Source organism: Hoeflea sp. Naph1 (genome assembly GCF_046837775.1).
GTDB lineage: Bacteria > Pseudomonadota > Alphaproteobacteria > Rhizobiales > Rhizobiaceae > Hoeflea.
In genome coordinates this window covers 4,580,536-4,604,152 of sequence record NZ_CP177286.1, presented here as the reverse complement: position 1 = coordinate 4,604,152, position 23,617 = coordinate 4,580,536, and the positions used below count along the sequence as shown (strand labels likewise).

General features: G+C 59.1%; 23 protein-coding genes and 1 pseudogene. 12 read left to right on the top strand and 12 right to left on the bottom strand.

The window, feature by feature from the left end:
- Positions 1 to 63: 63 nt before the first annotated feature.
- The 3 genes from ACK6D9_RS22055 (at position 64) to ACK6D9_RS22045 (ending at position 1,202) form a co-directional block, all read left to right on the top strand.
- Positions 64 to 810 carry a FadR/GntR family transcriptional regulator gene (locus ACK6D9_RS22055; RefSeq protein ID WP_412050130.1) on the top strand — a complete coding sequence of 249 codons (747 nt, stop codon included), beginning with the start codon at positions 64 to 66 and terminating at the stop codon, positions 808 to 810.
- Positions 811 to 903: 93 nt separating this feature from the next.
- Positions 904 to 1,059: a hypothetical protein gene (locus ACK6D9_RS22050; RefSeq protein WP_412050129.1), complete on the top strand. Its 156-nt coding sequence runs from the start codon at positions 904 to 906 to the stop codon at positions 1,057 to 1,059.
- 17 nt (positions 1,060 to 1,076) lie between these two features.
- Positions 1,077 to 1,202: a hypothetical protein gene (locus tag ACK6D9_RS22045; RefSeq protein ID WP_412050128.1), complete on the top strand. Its 126-nt coding sequence runs from the start codon at positions 1,077 to 1,079 to the stop codon at positions 1,200 to 1,202.
- Positions 1,203 to 1,222: 20 nt separating this feature from the next.
- Here the strand turns inward: ACK6D9_RS22045 and ACK6D9_RS22040 are convergent.
- Positions 1,223 to 1,607, bottom strand: a pseudogene (locus tag ACK6D9_RS22040) (IS5/IS1182 family transposase); the annotation flags it as partial.
- A 207-nt stretch (positions 1,608 to 1,814) separates the two neighbouring features.
- Here ACK6D9_RS22040 and ACK6D9_RS22035 point away from each other — a divergent pair.
- A complete protein-coding gene (locus tag ACK6D9_RS22035; RefSeq protein WP_412050127.1) occupies positions 1,815 to 2,132 on the top strand; it encodes a Dabb family protein in 318 nt (105 codons plus the stop codon).
- A 196-nt stretch (positions 2,133 to 2,328) separates the two neighbouring features.
- Here the strand turns inward: ACK6D9_RS22035 and ACK6D9_RS22030 are convergent, their stop codons facing one another.
- The 7 genes from ACK6D9_RS22030 to ACK6D9_RS22000 all read right to left on the bottom strand — a co-directional run bounded on the left by ACK6D9_RS22030 (position 2,329) and on the right by ACK6D9_RS22000 (position 9,525).
- Complete coding sequence (locus ACK6D9_RS22030) at positions 2,329 to 2,679, bottom strand: hypothetical protein (RefSeq protein ID WP_412050126.1); 351 nt, start codon at positions 2,677 to 2,679, stop codon at positions 2,329 to 2,331.
- Between the two features lie 235 nt (positions 2,680 to 2,914).
- Positions 2,915 to 4,723 (bottom strand): AMP-dependent synthetase/ligase, encoded by a 1,809-nt coding sequence (locus ACK6D9_RS22025; protein ID WP_412050125.1) that lies wholly within the window; start codon positions 4,721 to 4,723, stop codon positions 2,915 to 2,917.
- A gap of 13 nt (positions 4,724 to 4,736) precedes the next feature.
- Entirely contained in the window at positions 4,737 to 5,546 is an 810-nt protein-coding gene (locus ACK6D9_RS22020; RefSeq protein WP_412050124.1) for an ABC transporter ATP-binding protein, read from the bottom strand.
- Between the two features lie 5 nt (positions 5,547 to 5,551).
- Entirely contained in the window at positions 5,552 to 6,727 is a 1,176-nt protein-coding gene (locus ACK6D9_RS22015; protein WP_412050123.1) for an ABC transporter substrate-binding protein, read from the bottom strand.
- A gap of 30 nt (positions 6,728 to 6,757) precedes the next feature.
- Positions 6,758 to 7,801, bottom strand: coding sequence for a branched-chain amino acid ABC transporter permease (locus tag ACK6D9_RS22010; protein ID WP_412050122.1), 1,044 nt, complete (start codon positions 7,799 to 7,801; stop codon positions 6,758 to 6,760).
- A gap of 3 nt (positions 7,802 to 7,804) precedes the next feature.
- Positions 7,805 to 8,686 carry a branched-chain amino acid ABC transporter permease gene (locus ACK6D9_RS22005; protein WP_412050121.1) on the bottom strand — a complete coding sequence of 294 codons (882 nt, stop codon included), beginning with the start codon at positions 8,684 to 8,686 and terminating at the stop codon, positions 7,805 to 7,807.
- Entirely contained in the window at positions 8,683 to 9,525 is an 843-nt protein-coding gene (locus ACK6D9_RS22000) for an ABC transporter ATP-binding protein (RefSeq protein ID WP_412050120.1), read from the bottom strand. Before ACK6D9_RS22000 ends, ACK6D9_RS22005 begins: the two co-directional genes overlap by 4 nt.
- A gap of 220 nt (positions 9,526 to 9,745) precedes the next feature.
- Between ACK6D9_RS22000 and ACK6D9_RS21995 the strand changes: the two genes are divergently transcribed.
- The 5 genes from ACK6D9_RS21995 (at position 9,746) to ACK6D9_RS21975 (ending at position 15,279) form a co-directional block, all read left to right on the top strand.
- Positions 9,746 to 10,384 carry a TetR/AcrR family transcriptional regulator gene (locus ACK6D9_RS21995; protein ID WP_412050119.1) on the top strand — a complete coding sequence of 213 codons (639 nt, stop codon included), beginning with the start codon at positions 9,746 to 9,748 and terminating at the stop codon, positions 10,382 to 10,384.
- Between the two features lie 92 nt (positions 10,385 to 10,476).
- Positions 10,477 to 11,268 (top strand): enoyl-CoA hydratase-related protein, encoded by a 792-nt coding sequence (locus tag ACK6D9_RS21990; protein ID WP_412050118.1) that lies wholly within the window; start codon positions 10,477 to 10,479, stop codon positions 11,266 to 11,268.
- A 203-nt stretch (positions 11,269 to 11,471) separates the two neighbouring features.
- Complete coding sequence (locus ACK6D9_RS21985; protein ID WP_412050117.1) at positions 11,472 to 12,680, top strand: acetyl-CoA C-acetyltransferase; 1,209 nt, start codon at positions 11,472 to 11,474, stop codon at positions 12,678 to 12,680.
- A 10-nt stretch (positions 12,681 to 12,690) separates the two neighbouring features.
- A complete protein-coding gene (locus tag ACK6D9_RS21980) occupies positions 12,691 to 14,046 on the top strand; it encodes an enoyl-CoA hydratase-related protein (protein ID WP_412050116.1) in 1,356 nt (451 codons plus the stop codon).
- Between the two features lie 90 nt (positions 14,047 to 14,136).
- Positions 14,137 to 15,279 (top strand): acyl-CoA dehydrogenase family protein, encoded by a 1,143-nt coding sequence (locus ACK6D9_RS21975; protein ID WP_322987864.1) that lies wholly within the window; start codon positions 14,137 to 14,139, stop codon positions 15,277 to 15,279.
- Between the two features lie 240 nt (positions 15,280 to 15,519).
- Here the strand turns inward: ACK6D9_RS21975 and ACK6D9_RS21970 are convergent, their stop codons facing one another.
- The 4 genes from ACK6D9_RS21970 to ACK6D9_RS21955 all read right to left on the bottom strand — a co-directional run bounded on the left by ACK6D9_RS21970 (position 15,520) and on the right by ACK6D9_RS21955 (position 20,165).
- Positions 15,520 to 16,512: an aldo/keto reductase gene (locus tag ACK6D9_RS21970; protein ID WP_412050115.1), complete on the bottom strand. Its 993-nt coding sequence runs from the start codon at positions 16,510 to 16,512 to the stop codon at positions 15,520 to 15,522.
- A 158-nt stretch (positions 16,513 to 16,670) separates the two neighbouring features.
- Positions 16,671 to 18,041, bottom strand: coding sequence for an aspartate aminotransferase family protein (locus ACK6D9_RS21965; protein ID WP_412050114.1), 1,371 nt, complete (start codon positions 18,039 to 18,041; stop codon positions 16,671 to 16,673).
- Positions 18,042 to 18,064: 23 nt separating this feature from the next.
- Positions 18,065 to 19,549 carry an NAD-dependent succinate-semialdehyde dehydrogenase gene (locus ACK6D9_RS21960; RefSeq protein ID WP_412050113.1) on the bottom strand — a complete coding sequence of 495 codons (1,485 nt, stop codon included), beginning with the start codon at positions 19,547 to 19,549 and terminating at the stop codon, positions 18,065 to 18,067.
- 115 nt (positions 19,550 to 19,664) lie between these two features.
- A complete protein-coding gene (locus tag ACK6D9_RS21955) occupies positions 19,665 to 20,165 on the bottom strand; it encodes an Lrp/AsnC family transcriptional regulator (RefSeq protein WP_412050112.1) in 501 nt (166 codons plus the stop codon).
- A gap of 64 nt (positions 20,166 to 20,229) precedes the next feature.
- Here ACK6D9_RS21955 and ACK6D9_RS21950 point away from each other — a divergent pair, with 64 nt between their 5' ends.
- From ACK6D9_RS21950 to ACK6D9_RS21940, 3 genes are all read left to right on the top strand, one after another.
- Positions 20,230 to 21,618 carry a PLP-dependent aminotransferase family protein gene (locus ACK6D9_RS21950; RefSeq protein ID WP_412050111.1) on the top strand — a complete coding sequence of 463 codons (1,389 nt, stop codon included), beginning with the start codon at positions 20,230 to 20,232 and terminating at the stop codon, positions 21,616 to 21,618.
- 310 nt (positions 21,619 to 21,928) lie between these two features.
- Positions 21,929 to 22,948: a TRAP transporter substrate-binding protein DctP gene (dctP, locus tag ACK6D9_RS21945; RefSeq protein WP_267654123.1), complete on the top strand. Its 1,020-nt coding sequence runs from the start codon at positions 21,929 to 21,931 to the stop codon at positions 22,946 to 22,948.
- An 85-nt stretch (positions 22,949 to 23,033) separates the two neighbouring features.
- Positions 23,034 to 23,612 (top strand): TRAP transporter small permease, encoded by a 579-nt coding sequence (locus ACK6D9_RS21940; RefSeq protein WP_322987857.1) that lies wholly within the window; start codon positions 23,034 to 23,036, stop codon positions 23,610 to 23,612.
- Positions 23,613 to 23,617 lie beyond the last annotated feature (5 nt).

Here is a 23,617-nt window from a genome sequence, read left to right as displayed (position 1 = left end):
ATGGAGAACCATACCACCTGTCAAATTCAGCGCCGGTCTGGTAATCGATGTGGAAAAAGGCGGATGGAAATCATGCAGCAAAAGCCGGTGAAGGACGCGAAGGCGCTTTTGGGCGATGTGCCGCGCCATTCGGTTCGCGAGGTGATTGCGGGCAAGCTGGCCGCACTGATCTCATCGGGAATTCTGTCGCAGGGCGATGCCCTTCCCAGTGAGCGGGAGTTGGCCATTTCTCTTTCGGTGAGCCGTGAGACGGTTAGGGGCTCGATTGCAATCCTGGCCGAGCGAGGCATTCTGCTGGTGACCCAGGGCGCACGCACCACCGTGGCCGACGCAGACTTGTCACGCACGATGGCCCCCGGGGTGATACCGCAGATGGACGGCCCTTACGGATTGAAGTCGGTCCACGAGGCGCGGCTTCTGGTGGAATGCCGCATTGGTGCCGAGGCGGCCCGCCATGCTACCCCGCAAGTGTTGGAGGCCATGCGTCGTTCGCTGGCGGCACAAGAGGCATGCGACGACGATCCCGTGCGGTTTCTGCTCGCAGACCGTGAATTCCATAGCCTTCTTTACAAAGCGGCGGGCAATGATGTGCTGGCCGACATCGCGATGTCGCTGCATACGCACCTGCTGGATCATCGCCGTCGCATCATCGCACAGCCTGGCGCCATCGGAGTTAGCATCGAGGATCACCGTGCAATCGTGTCAGCGATTGAACGGCGCGACGTCGAGACCACGGTCACGGCGGTCTCGGCTCATGTGACGCGCATCTACGACACGACCCGCGCCTTCTTGGAACCTCGGCCCGACTAAGGCACAGCACCCGGATGCCCAGCCGAGAACGCGGAAGGCATGGTTATGAGCGTCGCACAACATCTTGAATAGCCCCGAATATCTAGCGGCCAGTTGAAGAAGTCACTCGTTTTGGCTTTGAGAGAGGCCGTTACCATTGTGATCATTGAAGGTTATCTCGTCATCGAGCAATTGGGCGTGACCGTTGTCGTTGACCTCGTCCATTTTGTCGAAGCAGACCATGTGAAGAACACCATCAACGGACTGTAGCGAAGATTGAGGCTAGCTTGCAACGCGCCAAAGGCGATTTCGCCATGATTTTCGGCTCCGATGACAGGCGTGCCGGGCGCGACCAGATCGAGATAGCTGCGATCCCAGAGATCGATCTTGATTATCCGCCAGCGACCGATTAATGGGCAGCCTTCCGTAGGGGTCATGTGGACATCGCCAGAAGCTTCGGCAACCGCATCAGATTGTAGGCTGTCATCGCTAAGGTGAAACTCCAACCGACCCGGTCACGCCCACGGAACTTCGTCTGCCCGGCAATGGCCTTGATCCAGCCGAAAGATTCCTCGATCGGTATCGCGGATACGTAGGTTGACAGCATAGATGCCATGTCGCGTCGTGCGTCCGTCAATCGCCGAGCGATGGCCATTTACGTTCTACGTCACATGCGGCATCCAGCTCATCGAGTGTAATTCGTTGACAAAATCCTCGGCGTCATAGGCCTTGCCGGCACCCAACGTGATCGCTCTCGGTTGGTCGGTAAACGGCTCGATCATATGCAACGCCGCCACCGGTTCGGCGTGTCTTTCTGCGCGAGCCTAGGCTGAGGCCCTATTAACCATTCTGCTTTTCAAGTTCTCCGATTATTGCTTCACTCATGGCAAAACGGTTGACCATCATGGTGGGCGAGAAGGTGCCGACATGATCCGAAACCTGCCGCCGTTGCCGTCTGCCATCTTCAGCGACGAGCGCAACGATACGCGGCTGCGCAGCCGCACGCATATCTCCTGAGGTTATCCATGATCAGCCACTGTGTCTTCATCCGCTTCCGGCCGGAAATCAGCCGCGCCCGCCGCGACGCGTTGTTCGCCGAAATCGACGCGCTCAGAAACACGCTTATCGGCATCGTGGCAGTTTATACCGGCATAGATGTCAGCCCGGAAACCGGCATGGACAAGGGCTTTGCGGAAGGTTTCATCGTTGATTTTGACAACGCCGGATCCCGCGACGCCTATCTCATGGATCCCGGCCACCAGAAAGCCGGTGCAAGACTGGTGGCCGCGGCTGTCGGTGGGGGCAATGGCATTCTTGTCTACGATCTTGATACGGGCCACTGACTGGTCAGGCAGGCTCGGTGATGCGACAGACCGACAGCTCTCGCCAACAGGAACAGCTGATACAGCACGCTCGCGAAGACCATTCGAAAAGGCTCGTGTGATGGATGCTGGCCTTCATCCAGTCAGCATTTTGAAGCACAAAACGAAGACCGCGGGAATCCCCGGCGACTCAATCAAGATAGAAAACGCGATGATGTCAGAGAGGTATCAGGCCGCGCGGACCCGGCACGCCGTCCTCTTCTTCAAGGGTAACGTGGTAGAGCTTGTCGTCGCGAAAGGCGCTGGCGAAATCGGTGGTTGTCCCGTCGCCTGGCTTGGCGTCGATATCGAGAAAGTCGATTCCGGCCCCGGCAGCGACGATGCGGGCATCCGCAGCCGAGAGCGCGCGTACCCGGACGACGCCATGATTGGGTGCGTTATCCCATCGCGGATCGTCAGGCCGGGCGCTCGGCTCCAACCGGTAGATTTTCAGATCACCATCAGGTTGCTCCGGGGAGACAGGGTCGCCGAGCAAACCGACTGCGGGCTGGTTGGGAACATCGGTCATGGACTTTGATCTTTCTCTCAGGTGTCTTCGTTGAGAGAAACGGCTGAGACGCGTTTTGGTTGCCAGGCGGAACAACAACACAGGCTGTGGGCGGTACCCGTCCAAGCTGGCGCGGAAAGTGGCAAGTTGATCGAACCTTGTCAGGGACAGACGCTCCGAGGTTCTGAAGCAAGTTCTGGGATTCAGGCACCGGTTGAGGCTTTTACAGCATTTGGGTCGGTCTCGCGCGTCGGGATCACGCGGGCTTGTAGAGACTTTCGATCTCGGCCGCATAGCGTGTCTGGATGCTGGAGCGGCGTACTTTCATGGTTGCCGTGACTTCGCCGTCGTCGTGGTCGAGTTCCTTGGTCAGCAAGAGGAAGCGCCTGATATGGGAGACCTGGGCCAGCCTCGCATTCGCCTCTGCGATCTCCTGGTCGATCAGGTCGTTGACCATCGCATTTTCGACCAGATTGCGGAAGTTGGTGTAGGCAATGCGGTTTTCTTCGGCCCATTTCCCTACCGTTTCGAAATCGATCTGGATCAGGGCCGAAACGTATTTCCGCCGCTCGCCAATGACGATGCATTCCTTGATGTAGGGGCTGCCCTTGACTGTGTTCTCGATCTCGGACGGGCTGAGGTTTTTGCCACCGGCGGTGATCATGATGTCCTTTAGCCGGTCGACGATGCGATACTGGCCATCGGTTTGTTCGACGACATCTCCGGTGTGCAGCCAGCCGTCACGGATACTGGCCCGGGTGGCAGCTTCATCCTTGTAATAGCCGACAAACACGGTTTCTCCACGCAACAGCAATTCGCCGCTCTCACCTATCTTGGCCTCTGCATTGACGATCACCTCGCCAACAGCGCCGGGATCCAGTCGCGAAAGACGTTGTCCCAGCGCTATTCCCGATGTTTCGGTCGCGCCGTAAACCTCGACCAGCGGTATGCCGATGGTGCGGAAGAAAGCGACAATTCGCGGCGAGATCGGCGCGGCACCGGTCATTGCGATATGGGCGCGGCGCAAACCGACATAGTTTTGCAGGGCGCGAAATATCAGCAGATACCAGAACCCGAATGTTGCCCGCTGGTGCAAGCTGCGCTTGTTGCGGGGAACGTTGGCGAAGGGCTCACAGGCGGCTATCGCCCGGTCATATAATGCCTTGCGGTAGCCTCCGGCCTCGATCATGCCGATATGGATGGCCGAATGCATCTTTTCCCAGATCCTCGGGACCCCGAGGAACGACGAAGGGGCTACTTCGCGCAGATCCTCCTGCACTGTGCGCAGGGATTCGCCGAAGTTGATCTGGCTTCCAAGATAGATCGGCGCCATCACTGTGGTCATCTGTTCGGCCACATGACACAGCGGCAGGTAGGACAGGTGTGAATCCCGTGAGGTCAGGCCGAGATGCGACGAGATGGCGATCGCCTGGGCGCGCAGGTTGCGGTAGCTCAGCATCGCGCCTTTGGGCTTGCCGGTCGAGCCTGAGGTGTAGACCATCAGAGCGATATCATCGAGCCTTTGCCTGGCGAGCACGTCATGGACCAAACCGGGGTTGAACTTGCGGTGTTCGCGCCCGGACTTTTCCAGCTCCGCGAAGGCCATGACAAGATCGCCGGGGTAGGATCGCAGGCCCTTGGTCTCCATCACCACAATCCGTGCCAGCTTGGGCAGGCGGGCGCGGACCTCAAGCACCTTGTCCACCTGTTCCTGGTCTTCACAGATCACGATCTGGGAATCCGAGTGCTCCAGCACGTAGGCCACTTCCGGAGCAGGACTTGTCGAATAAACTCCGACAGACACTGCTCCGGCACAGGCTGCGCCAAGCTGGGCAAGGACCCATTCGATGCGGTTCTCCGACAGAATCGCAAGATGGCCGCCTTCTTCCAGACCCATGAGGCGCAAGCCGTTGGCGACATCGCAGGCGCGGTCAAAATATTCGGCCCAACTGCAAGGCCGCCAGATGCCGAAATCCTTTTGCCGGACAGCCGTGCGCTTGGGATGCGTATCGACTTGCTGGCGCAGCATCTGCGGCAAGGTCAGCTCGGGAAATTGTGTCGTCATGTTCATCCAGATCTCACGAGAGCCAGCGCTTGCGGCGTTTGTAGTGTTTGATGTCGCGATAGCTTTTTTCACCGTCCGCGCCGGAATGGCCGAGGTAGAATTCGCGCACATCCTGATCAGCCATCAGTTTTTCACTTGGCCCGTCCAGCTGTATCTTGCCGGTTTCCATGATGTAGCCGTAATGCGAGATGGCAAAGGCCACGGCGGCATTCTGTTCGACCAGCAACATTGAAGCGCCAGTCTGGCGGTTGATCCGTGCGATGATCGTGAAAATTTCTTCGACCAGCCGCGGAGAAAGGCCCAGCGATGGTTCGTCGAGCAGGATCAGCGACGGTTGCGCAATCAGCGCCCGGCCGATCGCCAGCATCTGCTGCTCGCCGCCCGACAGATAGCCCGCCCGGCTGCTCCGGCGTTCATGCAGCCGCGGGAAATACTCATAGACAAGGTCAAACGAAACCGGTTTTGCCGACCGCCCCGACAGCGCGAAGGTCGCCGCAGTCAGGTTCTCCTCGACAGTCAGATCCTCGAAGATCCGCCGTCCTTCCATGACATGGAAAAGCCCGCGCCGGACCAGTTCATGCGGCGCGAGCGATGTTGTGTCCTGACCGTCGAAGCGGATTCGCCCAGCAGTCACTTCACCATTTTCCAACGTGAGCAATCGCGAGATCGCCTTGAGTGTCGTCGACTTCCCGGCTCCATTGGAGCCGAGAAGTGTTACCACTTGCCCGCGCGGAATTTTCAGCGACAGGCCGCGAAGCACCTGGACCGACTTGTTGTAGACGACCTCGATGTTCTCGATATCCAGAATTGTATCCGCGGCCATAGGCATCATTCCTGCAAGCTGATCCAGTCTGAAACCGGCAGCATCTTCTGTGCGCTGGAGTCATACTGATAGACCCGTCCAACGGGGATTGAATTGCCCGGAATGGAAATCGGTACGCCGATCACGCCGCCGGTATCGAAGTCCTTGATCGTGTTCAAGGCAGTCTTGAGCGTGGCCCCGTTCAGTTCGTCGCCGGCCTCGATGACCCGCTTGGAGGCTTCGACCATCAGCATGGCTGTGACAAATCCCTGCATATAGCCGGTGGCCTGGTATTCAGGCCGCATGGCGCGGATCCGGTCGAGCATCGGAGCATCGGCGGCATCATCGTAATAATAACGATAGGGCATCACTCCCATGAAACCGTCAGCAACATCGCCGGAACCGGCCCAGATCGAGCTGTCCATGGACCAGAATGTGCCCATGAATTTCGTTGTCAGCCCGAGTTCCTTGGCCTGGGTCATGAATTCTGGCAGCGGCGCCAGGATGTAGCCATGAAACAGCGTGTAGTCAGGCTGGGCCCGGCGCAGTTTCAGAACTTCGGTCGAAACATCGACAGAACCCGGCGGGGTGATGATTTCCTCAACGATGTTAAGGCCAAGTTCGGCCGCCTTGGCGCGTGCGGGTTCGATCGGGTCGCGGCCGAATTCAGAATCCGAATTGACCAGAACGATCTTGGCTCCGGGCTTTTCCTTGGCGATATATTCGAGCAGGATGGAGAACATCTCGGAATAATCCGGCCCGGCCATGAATGTATAGGGGAAGGCCTCGGGATCGTTGAGCTCACTGGCGAAAGAAGCTCCGCCCATGATCATGCTCTGCTTGCGTGCCAGTTCGGGCGCGATGGTTTTGGCGAAGCCGGTGGAGTCGCCGTAATAGAGGTGGATATCCTCCTGGCTGGTCAACTTGTTGAAGACAGCCACTGACTGATCGACCTTGTAGCCGGTATCTTCGTAAGCCAGCCGGACCTTGCGGCCGTCAATGCCGCCAGCTTCGTTGACGATACTGATATAGTCCTGCATTCCGGCTTCAATGGCGACGCCGGCAAAGGCGAACACACCGGTCAGCGGAAGAGATCCGCCGATGACGATGTCGCCATCATCTGCCATGGCTCCACTTGTCAGCAAAGTCATTGACACCCCGGCCATCAGACCGATGAAGCTTCTCTTGGTTACGTTGAACATTTGGTCTTCCTCCCTGTTGAAACTGTCGCGTTACGTCTTGAACGGCCAGACGCGGAAATAGCGCCTGATGCGTTGGATGATCTCGGCAATGCCTTGCGGCTCGAACACCAGAAATCCCATAATCAGAGCCCCGAAAACAACGGTGCGCACCGGTGAGAGAAGCGTTGCCGCATTGGGTAGCCAGGGGCTCACCCATTCCACGACGTAACGGAGCAGTTCTGGTGTCAGCGTCATGAAGATCGCGCCAATCACGGCGCCGATGATCGTGCCCATTCCCCCTACAATGATCGCGGCCAGCAGGAAGATCGAGGTCAGGAATGGAAAGCTCTCAGGGGTGACGACACGGAAGAAATAGGCCCACATGCCCCCGGCAATGCCAGCATAGAACGAAGCGATGGCAAAGCTCATCAGCTTGTAGCGCAACAGTGGGATGCCCAGGACCTCGGCAGAGATGTCACGATCGCGGATTGCGATGAATGCCCGCCCGATGCGGGTGCGAAACAGGTTTGCCGCTCCCAGAACCATCAACACGGCCACCGGCATGATCAGCCAGTAAAGCTGGAAATAGGTGAGCAACTCGGTGCCGAATATCCGTGCGGGTGAGACATTGATGCCGCTGCTGCCACCAGTCACGCTTGTCCAGTGCGCGAATATGAAATGCAGGATAAAAGAGGCGGCGATGGTGGCGATGGCCAGATAGAGCCCCTTGACGCGCAGGCTGGGAATGCCAACCACGATGCCGATCGCCGCAGCGACCCCGCCACCGAGCAGAATGTTGACCAGGAATGGTGTGCCTGCCTCGCGGTCCAGCCAGGCGACCGTGTAGGCCCCGACCGCCATGAAGGCTGCCTGTCCGAGGCTCACCTGCCCGGTGAAGCCGGTCAAAATATTCAGTCCGGTTGCGGCGACCACGTTGATCAGCACCAAACAGGCCAGGTATTGCCAATAGGCATTGAACACAAAGGGTGCGACCAGCAGCGACGCCAACAGGATCACCATCCAGACCTGCTGCGGCCGTGTTGTCAGCAGCGCCTGATCGGCGCCGTAGGTTTCCTTAGCTGTGCCGATGATCATCGTTCAGAGCCTCTCGATTTCATGGGTGCCGAAGAGGCCGTAGGGACGTATCATCAGGGCGATGATCAGAAGTGCGAAAGTTACAACGCTTTGGTACTCGCCTCCCAGATAGGTTCCTGCCCAGGACTGGATCAGACCGAGGCAGAGTCCCGCGATCAGTGCACCCAGCACTGAATCCAATCCGCCGACAATCACCACCACCAGCGCCGAAAGACCAAATGCGCCCATGGCGGAGGAAAGCCCGCCGATGGCTCCAAGAAGCACTCCGGCTCCCGCCGCAGTGCCGCAACTGATGGTCCAGGCGATCGAAAAGACGCGCGGCACATTGATGCCGCAGGAATAGGCCGCGGCCTGATCTGTGGCGGTGGCGCGCAAAGCCACGCCACCGCGCCAGAACCGGAACAGGATCAGGAAGGTGGCGATGACCACGCTTGCCACCACGAAGCTGACCACGATCTTGCGCGAGACATAGGCGTCACCCAGAAATACCGGGGCGCTGCTGATAAAGGCGGGCAGGGAACGTGGCTCTGTCCCCCAGATCAGTTCGACAAGTCCGACGATCACCGAGCCCAGACCAACAGTGACCATGAAAGTCGAGATCGCGCTTTCGCCAAGCATCGGCCGGATTATCCCCCGCTCGACGATCGCCCCGGTGAGCGCTCCGCCGGCAATGGCCAGCGGCAGAGCAATCCAGGCTGAAAACCCCATGCCGGCGGTGAAGGCCATGAACAGATAGGCCCCCAGCATCATGATTTCGCCAACAGCGAGGTTGATGACCCGCGTCGCCTTGTAGATCAGCACAAAGGCCAGTGCCGTCAATGCCAGAAGCGCTCCCGAGCCGAGCCCGGCCAGCGAGACCTCGATGAAGAACATCAACTCGTTCATGCCGCGGTCTCCCCGGCGGCTTCATCCGCCAGTTTGCGCATCAGGGCGGCGGGATCGCCGCTGCCCAGGTAAGCCTCGGCAACAAGCGGATCCGCCTGCACTTCGGCGGGCAGTCCCGAGGCGATAACCTCGCCAAAATTGAGAACCGTCACATGATCTGAAATGTCCATGACCAGCCCCATGTCATGTTCGACCATCAGGATTGTCACGCCCCATTCTTCCTTCACGTCCAGAATGAAGCGCGCCATGTCTTCGGTTTCTTCGCGGTTCATCCCGGCGACGGGTTCGTCCAGAAGCAGGATGCGGGGCTGCATCGCCAGCGCACGTGCCAATTCAACGCGCTTTTGCAGGCCGTATGGCAGGACCGAAACCGGCTTGTTGCGGATATGCTCGATTTCGAGAAAATCGATGATCCGCTCCTCGATTTCGGCGCGGAGCGCGTTCTCCTCACGTGCGGCGGCGCCAGCGTAGATGAATGCCTGCAGGAGATTGGTCCGCATATGGGCATGGCGGCCGAGCTTGATATTGTCGAGAACGGTCATGCCGCGAAACAGGGCGATGTTTTGAAATGATCGCGCCATCCCCAGCTTGGCTCGTCCCGGCGGGCGCATTCGGCTGATGTCCTGGCCATCCAGCAGGATATTGCCTGCGGACGGCTGATAGAACCCCGAAATGCAGTTGAACATCGAGGTTTTCCCGGCACCGTTCGGTCCGATCAATGCTGAAATCGAGCCGGATTTGACGGAAAATGAAACATCGCGCAGCGCTTTTACCCCGCCGAAGGACAAAGTCACGCCCTCGACCTTCAGCTGCTCTGTGGCACCTAGATTGTCGCTCACCAAGATGTGCCCCGAACCTGCTTCATTGTTTCCCCCATCGCGATCATATCAGTGTCGCGCCCGCTACCTTATTGACCGTCGCCTCGAGCGAGGGTGCCCGTGTGCATGTTGATATTGTTGCTTTTTGCTCCTCCAAGCCGTCTCCATCGGCTCGTTTGACAGGAGCTTACTACCGAGTATAGAGTTTATGCAATAGCAATATTCTTTACTCGAGGGCGGCATGACGAAGGATTTTCCACGGAACATCGAATCGCCCTGGCCGAGCAAAGCGGAGCGGGCGCAAGAGCGTGCGATGAAGCGGGAGGCGCTGCTTGAAACGGCAGTGCGGTTCTTCAACATGAAGGGGTTTCATGCCACTTCGCTTGATGATGTGGCGCTGGCGCTGAATGTGACCAAGCCTACAATTTATCACTATTTTTCCAACAAGGATGAAATCCTGTTTGAATGCGTCCAGCGTGGACTGGAGGCGATCCGAAGTGCCGCCGAGACCGTCGAAACACGTGGCGGCACAGGCATGGCAAGGCTTCATGCGCTGATGCGCAGTTATGCCATCTGCATGACCCACGATTTCTGCATCTGCATTACCCGCACCTCCGATCATGAGCTGTCGCCAGAAAGTCGAGCCCGATTTCGCGAGATGAAGCGCGAGATTGACCTGACCGTGCGGCGGGTGGTGATGGAAGGAATGCGCGATGGGTCGATTGCATCGGGCGACCCGCGGCTGATGACCTTCACACTGACCGGTTCATTGAACTGGGTGGCGCGTTGGTTCGATCCTAAAGGCGGCATGAGCAGAGAAGAAATCGCCGATGGTGTCGTGGCGACATTGATAAACGGGCTCGCGCCTCGCACGCCATAGCCAGCGGAAAGCGACCTATGAGCACGCTTGCCGCAATTGAAGGTCAACTGTGCAGTGGAAGCCGCCGACATTCTAGAGGGTTCGACATATCGATGACCAATGATGCTGTCTTGATCGAAATCGAGAAGGGGGTGGCGGCAATCCGCTTCAACCGGCCCGAACGCCTGAACGCACTAAGCCTGGAAGTTGCCTGTGGGTTTGCCGATGCGATCGACAGCGTGCTGGCCGATTCCTCTGTGCGGGTGATTACCGTGTCGGGTGCAGGACGTGCCTTTCTTGCTGGTGGCGATCTGGCGCATTTCCGGGGCGCTGCCGACAGAGGCGCGGCAGCCGCTGAACTGATTGACCCGATTCATTCGGCCCTGAAAAAACTTGCTGCGGCGCCGCCAATCACCATTGCGGTGCTGCACGGCGCTGTGGTCGGTGCCGGCATGTCCATCGCGATGGGGCTGGACCTGGCCATTGCTGCCGATACCACGGTGATGAATGTTGCTTATGGCAAGGTCGCTGCCTCGCCTGACTGCGGCGGTTCCTGGGCGCTGGTTCGTCATGTGGGGCTGCGCCGGGCTATGGAAATGGCGCTGTTGTCCGATGATATACCAGCGGAACAAGCGCTGGCCCTGGGACTGGTCAGCAAGGTTGTTGCTGCTGCGGACTTGCAGACCGAAACCGACAAGCTGACCGCACGGCTGCTGGCAGGCGGCAGTTTTGCCAATGGCCAGATTAAGAAGCTGATGCGGGGCGCGCTTGATCATGACTACCATGATCAACTGGCACTCGAGGCCGCCTCATTTGCGGCATGTGCACGCACAGACGATTTTGCCGAAGCTGTCACGGCCTTTCTCGACAAGCGCCGCCCTGTCTTCGGCAGCCCCGCAGGGTAAGTATCATGCGAATTGACCGGAGAGTGATTGCTGCAGGCGGACGCAACGAATGCGGCAGGTCTGTCGGGTTGGCGGCCCCGTTTCAGATGCGTTCAGCAGAACAGGCGCTCCGATTACATATTTTTGAAAATCAGAAATTGAATGGCGAAACGATCCGGCTGCACGCAACATCGTGCACAGCGCCGAAATAGGAAAGACAAGCGATGACCGAAGCTTACATCTATGATCACGTGCGCACTCCGCGCGGCCGCGGCAAGCCGGACGGTGCGCTGCATGAGGTCACACCGATCAGTCTGGGCATCACCGTGCTTCAGGCCCTGCGTGATCGCAATACGCTCGATACGAGCTGTGTCGATGATGTTGTTATGGGCGTGGTGATGCCGATCGGCGAGCAAGGTCAATGTCTCCCGAGGGTTGCGGCACTCGCAGCAGGGTATGCTGAAACCGTGGCCGGGGTACAGGTTAACCGCTTCTGCGCTTCGGGGCTTGAGGCTACCAACATGGGAGCAGCCAAGGTCATGGCCGGGCAGGCCGACATGGTTGTCACCGGTGGCGTTGAAGCGATGTCGCGAATCCCGATTCTGTCGGATGGCGGTGCCTGGGGAGCCGACCCCGAAATCGCGCGCGCCACCAATTTTGTTCCGCAAGGAATTTCAGCCGATCTGATCGCCAGTTGCTGGAACTATGACCGAACTGCGCTGGATTCCCTGGCCGCGGAAAGCCATCGCAGGGCGACACAAGCCTGGGCCGAAGGACGCTTTGACCGCTCGGTGGTGGCCGTGCGCGACCGGGTTGGTGATGTGCTGCTTGACCGGGATGAAACCATCCGCCCGGCGACGACGGTGGAGAGCCTGAGTACGTTGCGCCCGTCCTTCACTTCCATGGGCGAGAAATGGGGCTTCGACCAACTGGCGCTGAACCGGTATCCCGATCTCGGCGCCATTTCCCATGTTCATCATGCAGGCAACTCGTCAGGCATCGTCGATGGCGCTGCCGCGATCCTGATTGGCAACAAGGAGGCCGGGCAAGCGGCGGGGATGGCTCCTCGTGCCCGCATACGTGCCTTCGCCGAAGTCGGTTCGGAGCCGACCATCATGCTGACCGCGCCGTCTTTCGCTGCAGAAAAGGCTCTGAAACGCGCGGGAATGAGTGCGTCCGACATCGATCTCTTCGAGGTCAACGAGGCTTTTGCCGCTGTTGTTCTACGCTTTATGCAGGCGCTGGATCTCGATCCGGGAATTGTCAATGTCAACGGTGGCGCCATCGCCATGGGCCACCCGCTTGGCGCCACGGGAGCGATGATCCTTGGCACTGCGCTCGACGAGCTGGAACGTACCGGCAAGGCCACTGCACTGGTCACGCTCTGCGTCGGCGCCGGCATGGGTGTCGCCACCATCATCGAACGGGTTTGAGGAGATTGCCATGCTGACCATCGAAATCAACGACAGTGGAGTGGCGCTTGTCACGATAGACATGCCGGACCGGGCGATGAATGTGATCGACTGGCCGATGACCGACGCGCTGACTGCTGCCGCGGAGAAACTTTCTGCCGATGCGGCCGTCACCGGGGTGATCATCGCCTCGGCCAAGACAAGCTTCGTGGTCGGCGCCGACCTTGCGGTGATGAAGGACTTCGCCGCACCGGGAATGACGCCTGCTCTGGCGGCTCGGGGGATCGCCCGGATAGGAACGGCCCTGCGCTTGCTGGAACGCGCAGGTAAGCCGGTGGTTGCAGCTGTTAGCGGTACGGCACTGGGCGGTGGGCTGGAACTGATGCTGGCGTGCCATTACCGCATCGCGGCGCAGAATGATCGGGCATTGTTCGGTCTGCCGGAGGTGACGCTGGGCCTGCTGCCAGGTGCGGGAGGCACGCAACGGCTGCCGCGGCTGATTGGAGTGGAACGTGCGCTGCCAATTCTGCTGAGTGGTGCGCCGCTGAGCGTTGATGAAGCCTTCAATACCGGTATTCTTGACGAGGTTGTACCCGCTGACGAACTGATTGACGCGGCCTACCTGGCGTTGGCTGAAGGCCGGGTTCCCGCCGATGCGCCTTGGGATCGCAAGGGGTTTGAGCTTCCCGGTGTCGGCGTAAACAGCAGCGAGGGATTTGGTCTTTTCATGGTCCAGAATGCCGCCGTCATGCAGAACCCCGGCCCCAGCTATCCGGCCCCAGGGGCGATCCTGTCATGCCTGTATGAAGGGTTGCGACTGCCGATAGACAAGGCGTTGCGCATTGAACAGGAATATTTCGGCCGGCTTGCCACAGGTCCGGTGGCGCAGGCGTTGATCGAAACCAATTTCTTTGCCCGCCAACGGCTGGCCAAGCGAGGCGTGCGAAAAGCCGACCCTGCCGCTCCAGTGGCGGCTGCCTGCCGTGAAGCGATCGCGACAGAAGCCGAGAAAATCACCGCCGAGGGCCGGTCGGCCAATTTCGTCAACACTGCCGCAGTATCGGTTGGGCTGACCGCACTGCTGCCGGTCGCATCGGTGCCGGAAGGGCGGCGGGCTGAAGCTGATGGGCTCGCGCAGGTGGCGCGGCGGCTGTTGTTGGCTGGAGCACTGGCGGTGGCCGAAACCGATGGCGATGCCGACGAAGCTGACATCACCGCGATAGATGTCGCCGGTTTTCCGGCCTGGACCGGTGGACCGTTGGCCATGATTGACCAGGCAGGCATTGCAGCCGCGATGGCCGAGGCCAAGGGGTTCGGTTTGCTGGTTCCCATGCGGCTGCGTGAAATGGCTGCTCGTGGCGGCCGGTTCCGGGAGGCGTTGGCATGAACTGTGTCTGCCCCCTCCTGAACGCTTCAGGTGTCGGGGCGGTTCGGGAAACACGCGCCGTCATTTTTTGCCTTAGCTGAGGAGCAAGCCATGATCCTGACCGAAGAACAACAGATGATCACGGAGACCGCCCGCGCATTTGCCCGCGAGGTGTTGGCCCCTGGCGCAGACCGGCGTGCGCGAGAAAAAACGATCGAGCCCGAGGTTTTTACCGCCATGGCGGATCTGGGGTTTCTCGGCATGACCGTGCCCGAAGAAATGGGCGGCGTGGGCGCGGACTACGTCAGCTATGCGCTGGCATTGATGGAGATTGCGGCGGGTGATGGCGCTGTATCAACGGTGATGAGCGTTCACAACGCGCCTTTCAATGCGATCCTGCAGCGCTTCGGCTCGCCGGAGCAGAAATCGCGTGTTCTGGTTCCGTCTGCGGCAGGGGCCTTTATCGGCGCCTTCGCCCTGACAGAGGCGCATGCCGGATCGGATGCCTCGGCCATTCGCACCCGGGCCCGCCGAGAAGGGGCCGACTATATAATTGACGGAGACAAGGTGTTCATCACCTCGGGCCAGATCGCGGGTTGGGTAATCCTGTTCGCGCGGATGCAGGGAACCGAGGGCAAAGCAGGAATCACAGCGTTCCTGACGCCAACCGATGCGCCGGGCTACAGTGTATCCAAGGTAGAAGAAAAGCTGGGGCAGGCGGCTTCGGACACCTGCGCGTTGCGTTTCGAGAATCTGATTGTGCCGGAAGCGATGCGCATCGGGGCTGAGGGTGAGGGCTACAGGATTGCCCTTTCGAGCCTTGAGACAGGGCGGATCGGTATTGCCGCGCAGTCGGTTGGAATGGCCACTGCGGCTTTTGACGCTGCGCTCGCCTATGCCAAGGAGCGCACGTCGTTTGGCAAGCCGTTGATTGAGCATCAGGCGGTCGGCTTTCGGCTTGCCGATGCACGCACCCGCCTGGAAGCGGCGCGGCAACTGGTGTTGCATGCGGCCTCAATGAAGGACGCGGGCTTGCCCTGCCTGACCGAAGCGGCGATGGCAAAGCTGTTTGCTTCAGAGGCAGCTGAGGAAATCGTTTCGGCAGCGCTGCAAACTTTTGGCGGTTATGGCTATACGGCCGATTTTCCGGTGGAGCGAATCTATCGGGATGTCAGGGTTTGTCAGATATACGAGGGCACCAGCGACATCCAGAAGATGCTGATCTTGCGAGGGCTGGTGCGAGCCGACGGTTGAGCGGAAACGTGGGCCAGCCCTCCTGTGGCTCCCTGCGATGTCCGCAAAAAATCGGCATCAGTGGGAAAACGCTGACTGCTTTTGGCGGTGCCGCTTTCGTCAGCGGGTGGGCCTCAGCGGCGGCTGCGCGGTACCGGTCATGCCTGTCAGCTGTCAGGACCGTAAAGACGGTCTCGGAAGGCGGCGACGATCTGATGCCCTTCTAAGGTTGCTCTCCCCTGATTTGTCTGGCCTCGCTTTTCAGCAGTAGCCTTCAACGCCATTCGACTGATCGCGTGAATAACGGTCGCCATGGGCAAAACCTGCGGGCAGGATCCGCTCTATTTCCGCCAATTGTGCGTGATCGAGTTTGAGATCGGTGCCTTTTGCGCAGTCTTGCAGATGAGTGGCAGAACGTGTGCCCGGAATTGGGACCACATGCTGACCGCGCGAGAGAAGCCAGGCGATTGCCAGGGCTATCGGTGTGGTCCCGAGATTGCGGGCATAGTCCTTGAACGGAGCCACCGCGTTGATGTTGCGGGTCAGATTGGGTTCGAGGAACCTCGGATTGGCTATTCGGAAATCGGCTTCACCGAAATTCGCCCGATCTGGAGCCTGGGCGGCAAAGATGCCGCGTCCGAGCGGGCAAAAGGCTACGAAGGCAACGCCGAGGTCGTTGCAAGCCTGAACCATTCCAAGTTCCGGCTGACGGCTCCACAGCGAATATTCGCTTTGCACTGCCGTTACCGGAGCCACAGCATTGGCCAGTTTGAGCGAGGCGGGAGATATTTCCGAAAAGCCGAAGCCGCCAATCTTGCCTTCCTGCTTGAATTGCAGAAGCGTTTCAACGACTTCCTCGATCGGGCGGTCTGCCTCGCGGCGGTGGATATAGAAGAGATCTACATGATCGACGCTGAGCCTCTTCAGAGAGCTTTCAAGCTCGCTTCGCAAGTGATCAGCCGAGTTGTCGAAGTGTCGGGCGCCGGTGGACGGATCGCGGCAAATGCCGGCTTTGGTGGCAACCCTGAAGTATCCCGGGTTCTTGCGGAGATAATTGCCGATCACCGTCTCGGAGACGCCCATGCCATAGACGTTTGAGGTGTCGATCAGGTTTATCCCGAGATCCTTCGCACATGCCAGGGTCTCATGGCTTTCCTGCTCGGTGGTGGGCCCGTAAGGCCCCGCAAAATTCCAGCATCCGAGCCCTATTGCCGAAACCCTGGGGCCCGATTTTCCTAGCTGACGCTGTTCCATCGGGCCCTTCTATAGACAAACAGCAATTCGGACAATTCGTCTGCGGAACATAATTTCTTTCGAGATACAGGCGTGGTGCTGAGCCCCGCGCATATAAAAGGACCAGCACCGGGGGGCTGGTCCTTGGGTTCTTTGCACTGGTTGAGATCAACTCAGGTTCAGCCGCAGACTTCCTTGATGGCGTCGGCAGACGCGGCGATCACCGTGTCGGCTTCTTCGCGGGTGAGGCAGAGCGGCGGGGCGAAGCCAATGATGTCGCCCTGTGGCATGGCCCGCCCAATGATGCCGCGCTTCAGCAGGGCAGCGGCGATCGACGGTCCGATTTTCTTTGCCGGATCGTAGAAAACGCGGTTGTCCTTTTCCTCGACAAGTTCGACGGCGCACAGCATGCCTTCGCCGCGGATGTCGCCGACATTCTTGTGGCTGCCGATGGCATCAGCCATGCCCTTGTTGAAGTAGGCGCCGATATCATTGGCGTTGGCGACGAGGCCGAGCTTGTCAATCAGCTTGAGGTTGGCAACGCCGGCTGCAGCACCGATCGGGTGGGCGGAATAAGTCCATCCATGGCCAATAGCACCAAATTCGTCTGTGCCTTGTTCTAGCACTTTCCAGACCTTTTCGGAAATGATCGAACCCGACATCGGTGCATAGGCCGAGGTGAGACCCTTGGCGATGGTGATGATGTCCGGCTCCATGCCGTAATGGGTCGATCCCATCATTGACCCCAGACGTCCGAATGCAGTCACCACCTCGTCAGCGACCAGAAGGATGTCGTGCTTCTTCAAGACAGCCTGAATCGCTGCCCAGTAACCTGCGGGTGGCGGTACGATACCGCCGGTACCAAGCACCGGTTCGCCGATGAAGGCGGCAATGGTGTCGGCGCCTTCACGTTCGATCATGGCTTCGAGTTCACTGGCGCAATGGGCGACAAAATCGGCTTCCGACATCGAAAGGTCTTCGCGGCGGTAATAATACGGCGCTTCTGTGTGGAGCACCTGCGACAGCGGCAGATCGAATTTCTTGTGAAACAGCTCAAGCCCGGTCAGCGAGCCGGTCATCAGGCCCGAGCCGTGATAGCCGCGCCAGCGCGAAATGATCTTCTTCTTCTGCGGCCGGCCGAGAATATTGTTGTAGTACCAGATCAGCTTGATGTTGGTCTCGTTGGCATCCGACCCGGAAAGGCCGAAATAGACCCGGCTCATGTTTTCGGGCGCACGGTCAATGACCATCTTGGCAAGCGTCACCGATGCTTCGGTGCCGTGACCGACATACGAGTGGTAATAGGCCAGCTCCTTGGCCTGAGCGGCAATCGCGTCCGCAACTTCCTGGCGGCCATAGCCGATGTTGACGCAGTAGAGGCCGGCGAAGGCATCGAGCAGGCGGTTGCCGTCGCGGTCGGTGATGTAGACCCCTTCACCACCGGTGACGATGCGGTTTTTCAATTCACCTCGGGCGAATTGCCCCAGATGGGTCGATGGGTGGAAGAAATGGTCGTGATCCCACTGGTCAAGCTGGTCGTTGCGCAACATTGTCGTTTCCTTTCGAATTTGCGTCATGCCCAATCGCGGCAGACATATTTGACGTCGGTAAATGCTTCCATGCCGAGCCGCGAGCCTTCTCGCCCGAGCCCTGATTGTTTCATGCCGCCAAAGGGAATCGGCGCGCCTGTGACCTTGGTGCGGTTAATCGCGACCATGCCAAACTGCAGCGACCGACTGGCCCGGTATATCCGGCGCGGATCCTGAGTGTGGAGATAGGCGACGAGCCCGTACTCGGTATCATTGGCGCGGGCGATGACCTCCTCCTCGCTGTCGAAGGGCGCAATGGCGGCAACCGGCCCGAAGGTTTCCTCATTCATGATGAGCGCCTCGGTGGAAACATCGGCAAGCACGGTCGGCTCGAAAAACAAGGGGCCAGCCTGGTGACATTTGCCGCCGGTGAGAAGTTTCGCGCCCCGCGCGATGGCGTTCGCCACATGTTCTTGCTGCTTGGCAATTGCGCTTTCATTCATCAACGGGCCCAGATCGGGATCGTCGAGGCCGTTGCCCACCGTCAACGCCTTGGCGGCGGCGGTAAACCGGGCGCAGAATACGTCATAGATTGACCGCTCGATAAAGAAACGGTTGGCGCCCAGGCAATCTTGTCCTGACGTGGCGAATTTCGCCTTGATGGCTTCTCCGACGATCTGGTCGAGATCGGCGTCGGCGAAGGCGATGAAAGGGGCGTGGCCGCCGAGTTCGAGCACCAGCCGCTTTACGGTGTCTGCGCCCTGGCGGTAGAGCAGCTTACCGATTTCGGTCGACCCGGTGAACGAGACAGCGCGGACTCGCTTGTCCTTCATCCACGGCTCAACGACGGTGGCGGCATCGCCGGTGACGACATTGAAGACCCCGGCGGGAAAACCCGCGCGCTCGGCAAGTTCGGCCAGCGCCAGCGCCGAATAGGGCGTTTGTGCGGAAGGGTGGGCGACAATGGTGCAGCCGGCGGCAAGCGCTGCGCCTGCCTTCCGTGTCAGCATTGCGGACGGGAAGTTCCACGGTGTGATCAGCGCTGCGACACCCACCGGCTCGCGCCAGACCTCGACCTCGGCATCGGGCAGATGCGAGGTGACGCTTTCGATGTTGGGCCGCTTGGCTTCCTCGGCATAGAATTCGGCAAAGGATGCGCCGTAGTCGATTTCACCACGGGCTTCGGAGATCGGCTTGCCCTGTTCGAGCGTCATGATCTGCGCGAGGTCTTCCTTGTGCTCAATCATCAATTCATACCAGCGGCGCAGCAGACTGGAGCGTTGCTGCGGCAACAGGCCAGACCAGGCGCCAAAGGCGTTCTGTGCGGCATCGATGGCTGTTGCGCTGTCGGCGGACGAAAGGCTTGCTACATCGCCGAGATGGCTGGCGTCGGCCGGATTGGTGACGGCAAATGTGCGCGCTTTGGCACCAGCCGACCAGCGGCCGCCGATATAGGAAAATCCGCGCAGCAAGGCGGGATCCCGCAGGTTCCAGGAAGTGGTTTTGAAATAGGATGGATCAGCTGACACGGCGGCGCCCTCGGGTTCATCGACAGGGCTTGAGCGTAGCGGTGAACCGGCAGAGGTTCTTTCTTAAGCGGTGGCTATTGCCCGAGAGTTCGTCTGATTTTCGCCGTGTGGGAGGTTATTTCCTCTTCGGGGGGGCGGCCAGCAGCACATCAAGCGGCGGCAACGCCGCCTGTTTCACCGGTTTGGTAACGATGTAGGTAAAGTACCGGGCAAGCCCCGCGCGGCGTTGCAAGAGGTCGTCAATCAGCCGCTGATAGCTGTCGATGTCGCGGGTGACGACTTGAAGCAGATAATCAAAGCCACCGCCGAGCGCCCAGCAGGCAGTGATTTCCGGATAGCTGTCGATGGCTCTCTCGAAGGCCTGAAATGTTGAAGCTCGATGATTTTCCAGCTCGGCCATGACGAACACCGATACATGCGGTGCGATCTGCCGCAATTCGATTTCTGCATGATAGCCCGATATGATGCCGGCCTTTTCCAACCTGCGGAGCCGTTCCCAGCAGGGTGTGGCGCTGAGATTGACCCGTTTGGCCAGTTCGGATTTTGACAATCGGCCTTCCCGCGACAGCGTGGCAAGGATCTTGATGTCGCGCTCATCTAGTTTGATTGGGCTCATAATAGGTGTTGTGAGGCAGCATTAAGGGCTTGTCAATTGTCCCGATTACCGGCATCACTAAATCATGACAATATGGCCCCCCAACCCGAGTGACCTGCGACGCCCCGTCTACAGATCACTGGCGGAAACGTTGATCCGTGCTGTCAATGCGGGCGAATTGCGCGATGGTGATCGGCTGCCGACGCACCGCAATCTTGCCTATGATCTGGGGCTCAGCGTGCAGACCGTAAGCAGGGCTTATGACGAATTGATCCGTCGCGGCGTGATTGCCGGGGAAGTGGGTCGCGGTACCTTCGTCAAGTCCGGCCGCAGCGACGCGCAGACACCGTTTCTGTCGGAAGGGCGCTATGGTGAACTGATCGATTTTTCGATGCTGAAGCCGGTGTTCGAGCCGATGCATCTGGAAACCATGCGGCGTGCATTGACCAAGCTAGGCTCGGACCTGCCGGCCTCGGCGATCTCCTCGTTCCGGACTTCCGGCGCCTTGCGAAACTACACCAAGCCGGCGCTGAAATGGTTGAAGCTGTGCGGGCTGGACCAGCCGTCGCAGGGGTTGCTTTTGACCAATGGCAACACCGCGGCGATGACCGTTGCACTGATGACGGTTGCCAATCCCGGGGATCTGGTGGTGACCGAGGAGCTGGGGCACCACACACTGAGGCCGCTATCGCGTTACCTCGGGCTGCGGATCCAGGGGCTGGAGATTGATGCATACGGGGTTGTGCCGGCGGCATTTGCCAAGGCGTGCGAGAAATCCACGGTCAAGGCAATCTACCTGATGCCGACGGGATTGAACCCGTGCGCGTTGACGATGCCGCTTGAACGCCGCGAGGAACTGGTCTCCGTGGCACGACGCCATGATGTGCTGATCATTGAGAATGATGCCTGGGGACCGCTGCAACCGAACCGGCCTGAGCCGATTGCGGCGATGGCGCCTGAGCGCACCTTCTATTTCACCAGTCTGACGAAGTGCATCATGCCGGGGCTGAGATTCGGGTTTCTGACAATGCCCGAAACCTACCAGTCGGCGGCCGCCAACCGGCAATTGGTGACCAACTGGATGGTGACGCCGCTGATGGCCGAACTTGCCAGCCGGTGGATTGCCGACGGCACCGCCGAGGATCTGTTGAAATGGCAAATGGAGGCGCTGGGCGAACGCAACAAACGCGGCGCGGCGATCCTGGGCAATGTCCCATTCAACTCCAGTCCCAACGGAATGCACTTCTGGCTGCCGATGCCTGGCGGCTGGACCGAGGACGGCTTTGTAGCGCACGCCCGACTCAACAGCGTGGCGCTCGCGCCCGGGGCCTCGTTCAAACTGTCCGACAACGTGCATAAACCCGGCGTTCGGATTTGTCTTGGCGCGGAGACCACGGAAGCGCTCGAACGCGGCCTGACTGTAATATCGCGTCTTGCGCGCAGCAATCCCGAGCCGCCGCTGCTGACTTTGTAAGTTTTCTTCTTGCTGATTTTGCTGCTTTCAAACCGCCATCGCCGATGCCGGTAGGACAGGTGCGCTTGATCTCAAAATATTGTCATGATTTAATAATCGGATTGACTCTTAATTGTCCTTGTTGGACGGTTGCAAATCATAACAATAATAAAAACACGGGAACGAAGTGAAGCTCACCTCATTGCCATATTGCATAGTCTGATTTTGGTGACCCGAGGTGAAGGGATGTCCTGAATTGATCTGCTTCACTTTCACCGACCTTCAGGCCGGAAGCTGTAATTCGAGAATTCACCAAGAGAGGAATATGAACATGAAGTCGACAATCCGTACTTGCATGGCCAGCGTCGCGATCGCGGCCGTTATGGCCGCCGGGACCGTCGCTGCGCAGGCTGACACCTGGAAATATGCTTTCGAGGAATCGCTGACCGAGGTCCAGGGTGTCTACGCCACCAAGTTCAAGGAAGCGATTGAAGCCAATTCCGATCACACGGTCGAGCTGTTTCCCTACGGTACCCTGGGCGAATCTGCTGACATCATGGAGCAGGCACAGGCCGGAATCTTGCAATTCGTTGACCAGTCGCCTGGCTTTACCGGCGCGCTGATCCCCGAGGCGCAGGTCTTCTTCGTGCCCTACCTGCTGCCCACCGACCAGGCGCATCTGGCGCGTTTCTACAAGCAGAGCAAGGCCATCAACGAAGACTTCGAGAGCCTATATGAAGAGAAGGGTCTCGAGCTTCTGGTGATGTTCCCGGAAGGCGAAGTGGCGATGACCACGAAAGAGCCGGTCAGGAGCTGCGCCGACCTCAATGAAGTCAAGTTCCGGGTCATGACCAATCCGCTGCTGGTCGAATCCTACAAGGCTTTCGGTGCGACTCCGACTCCGTTGCCTTGGGGTGAAGTCTATGGCGGGCTGCAGACCAACATCATTCAGGGACAGGAAAACCCGACATTCTATCTGTTCTCGACCAAGATTTACGAAGTGACCGACCACATCACCTATACGGGCCACAACAATTTCACGACTGCGGTGATGGCCAACTCGGATTTCTACAGCGGGCTGAGCGACGCCGACAAGAAGGTGGTCGAGGACGCGGCCGTCAGCGCCTATGATTATATCGTCGATTACCAGAAGGGGCTGGCCGAGTCCGAGCTCAAGAAGATCAAGGAAGCCAAGCCGGAAATGACGATTACGGTGCTTTCCGAGGAAGAACGCGCCTGCTTCAAGGAGGCCGCCTCGGTCGTTGAAGCCAAGTTCATCGAGATGACCGGTGACAGCGGCAAGGCGATTCTCGATCAGCTGAAGGCCGATCTGGAAGCAACCAAGAACTGATCCTTGCGGATTCGATAACCCGGGGGCCGGTGCGATCTGGCCCCCGGAAACAATCGAACAAACAGCCGACAGCCGGGAGCTTGCCTTGGACGAGATCGATAGAAGCAATCCCCATGCATCGTCACTTCCCGGCTTTCTCGGGACCATGGATTCGACGATCAGCCGGGTAGAATCAGTTTTGCTCGCCGCCGGCGTGCTGATGATGGCGTTCAACACCATTGCCAATGTGGTGGGACGGTTCGTGTTTCAGTACAGCCTGTTCTTTACCGAGGAGGTCAACCGGATCCTGATCATTCTGATCACGTTCGCGGGGATCAGCTATGCGGCGCGCCAGGGACGGCACATCCGCATGTCGGCGATCTACGATGCCCTGCCGTCAAAGGCGCGCAAGGGCTTCATGGTGGTCATCGCCTCGACCACCGCGGTGGTGATGCTGGCGCTGTGTTATTTTTCGGTCGGCTATATTCTCAAGGTGGCGACGTCCGGGCGGGTGCTGCCCGCGTTACAGGTCCCGGTCTACTGGATCTTCCTCTGGGTGCCGGTCGGGTTTTTCATGACCGGTCTACAATACGCGTTGACAGCCATCAAGAACCTCGTCGAGCCGGATATCTACCTCTCGACCCGAGTGCTCGAAGGCTATGACAACGACGAGATCGAGATCTAGGGGAG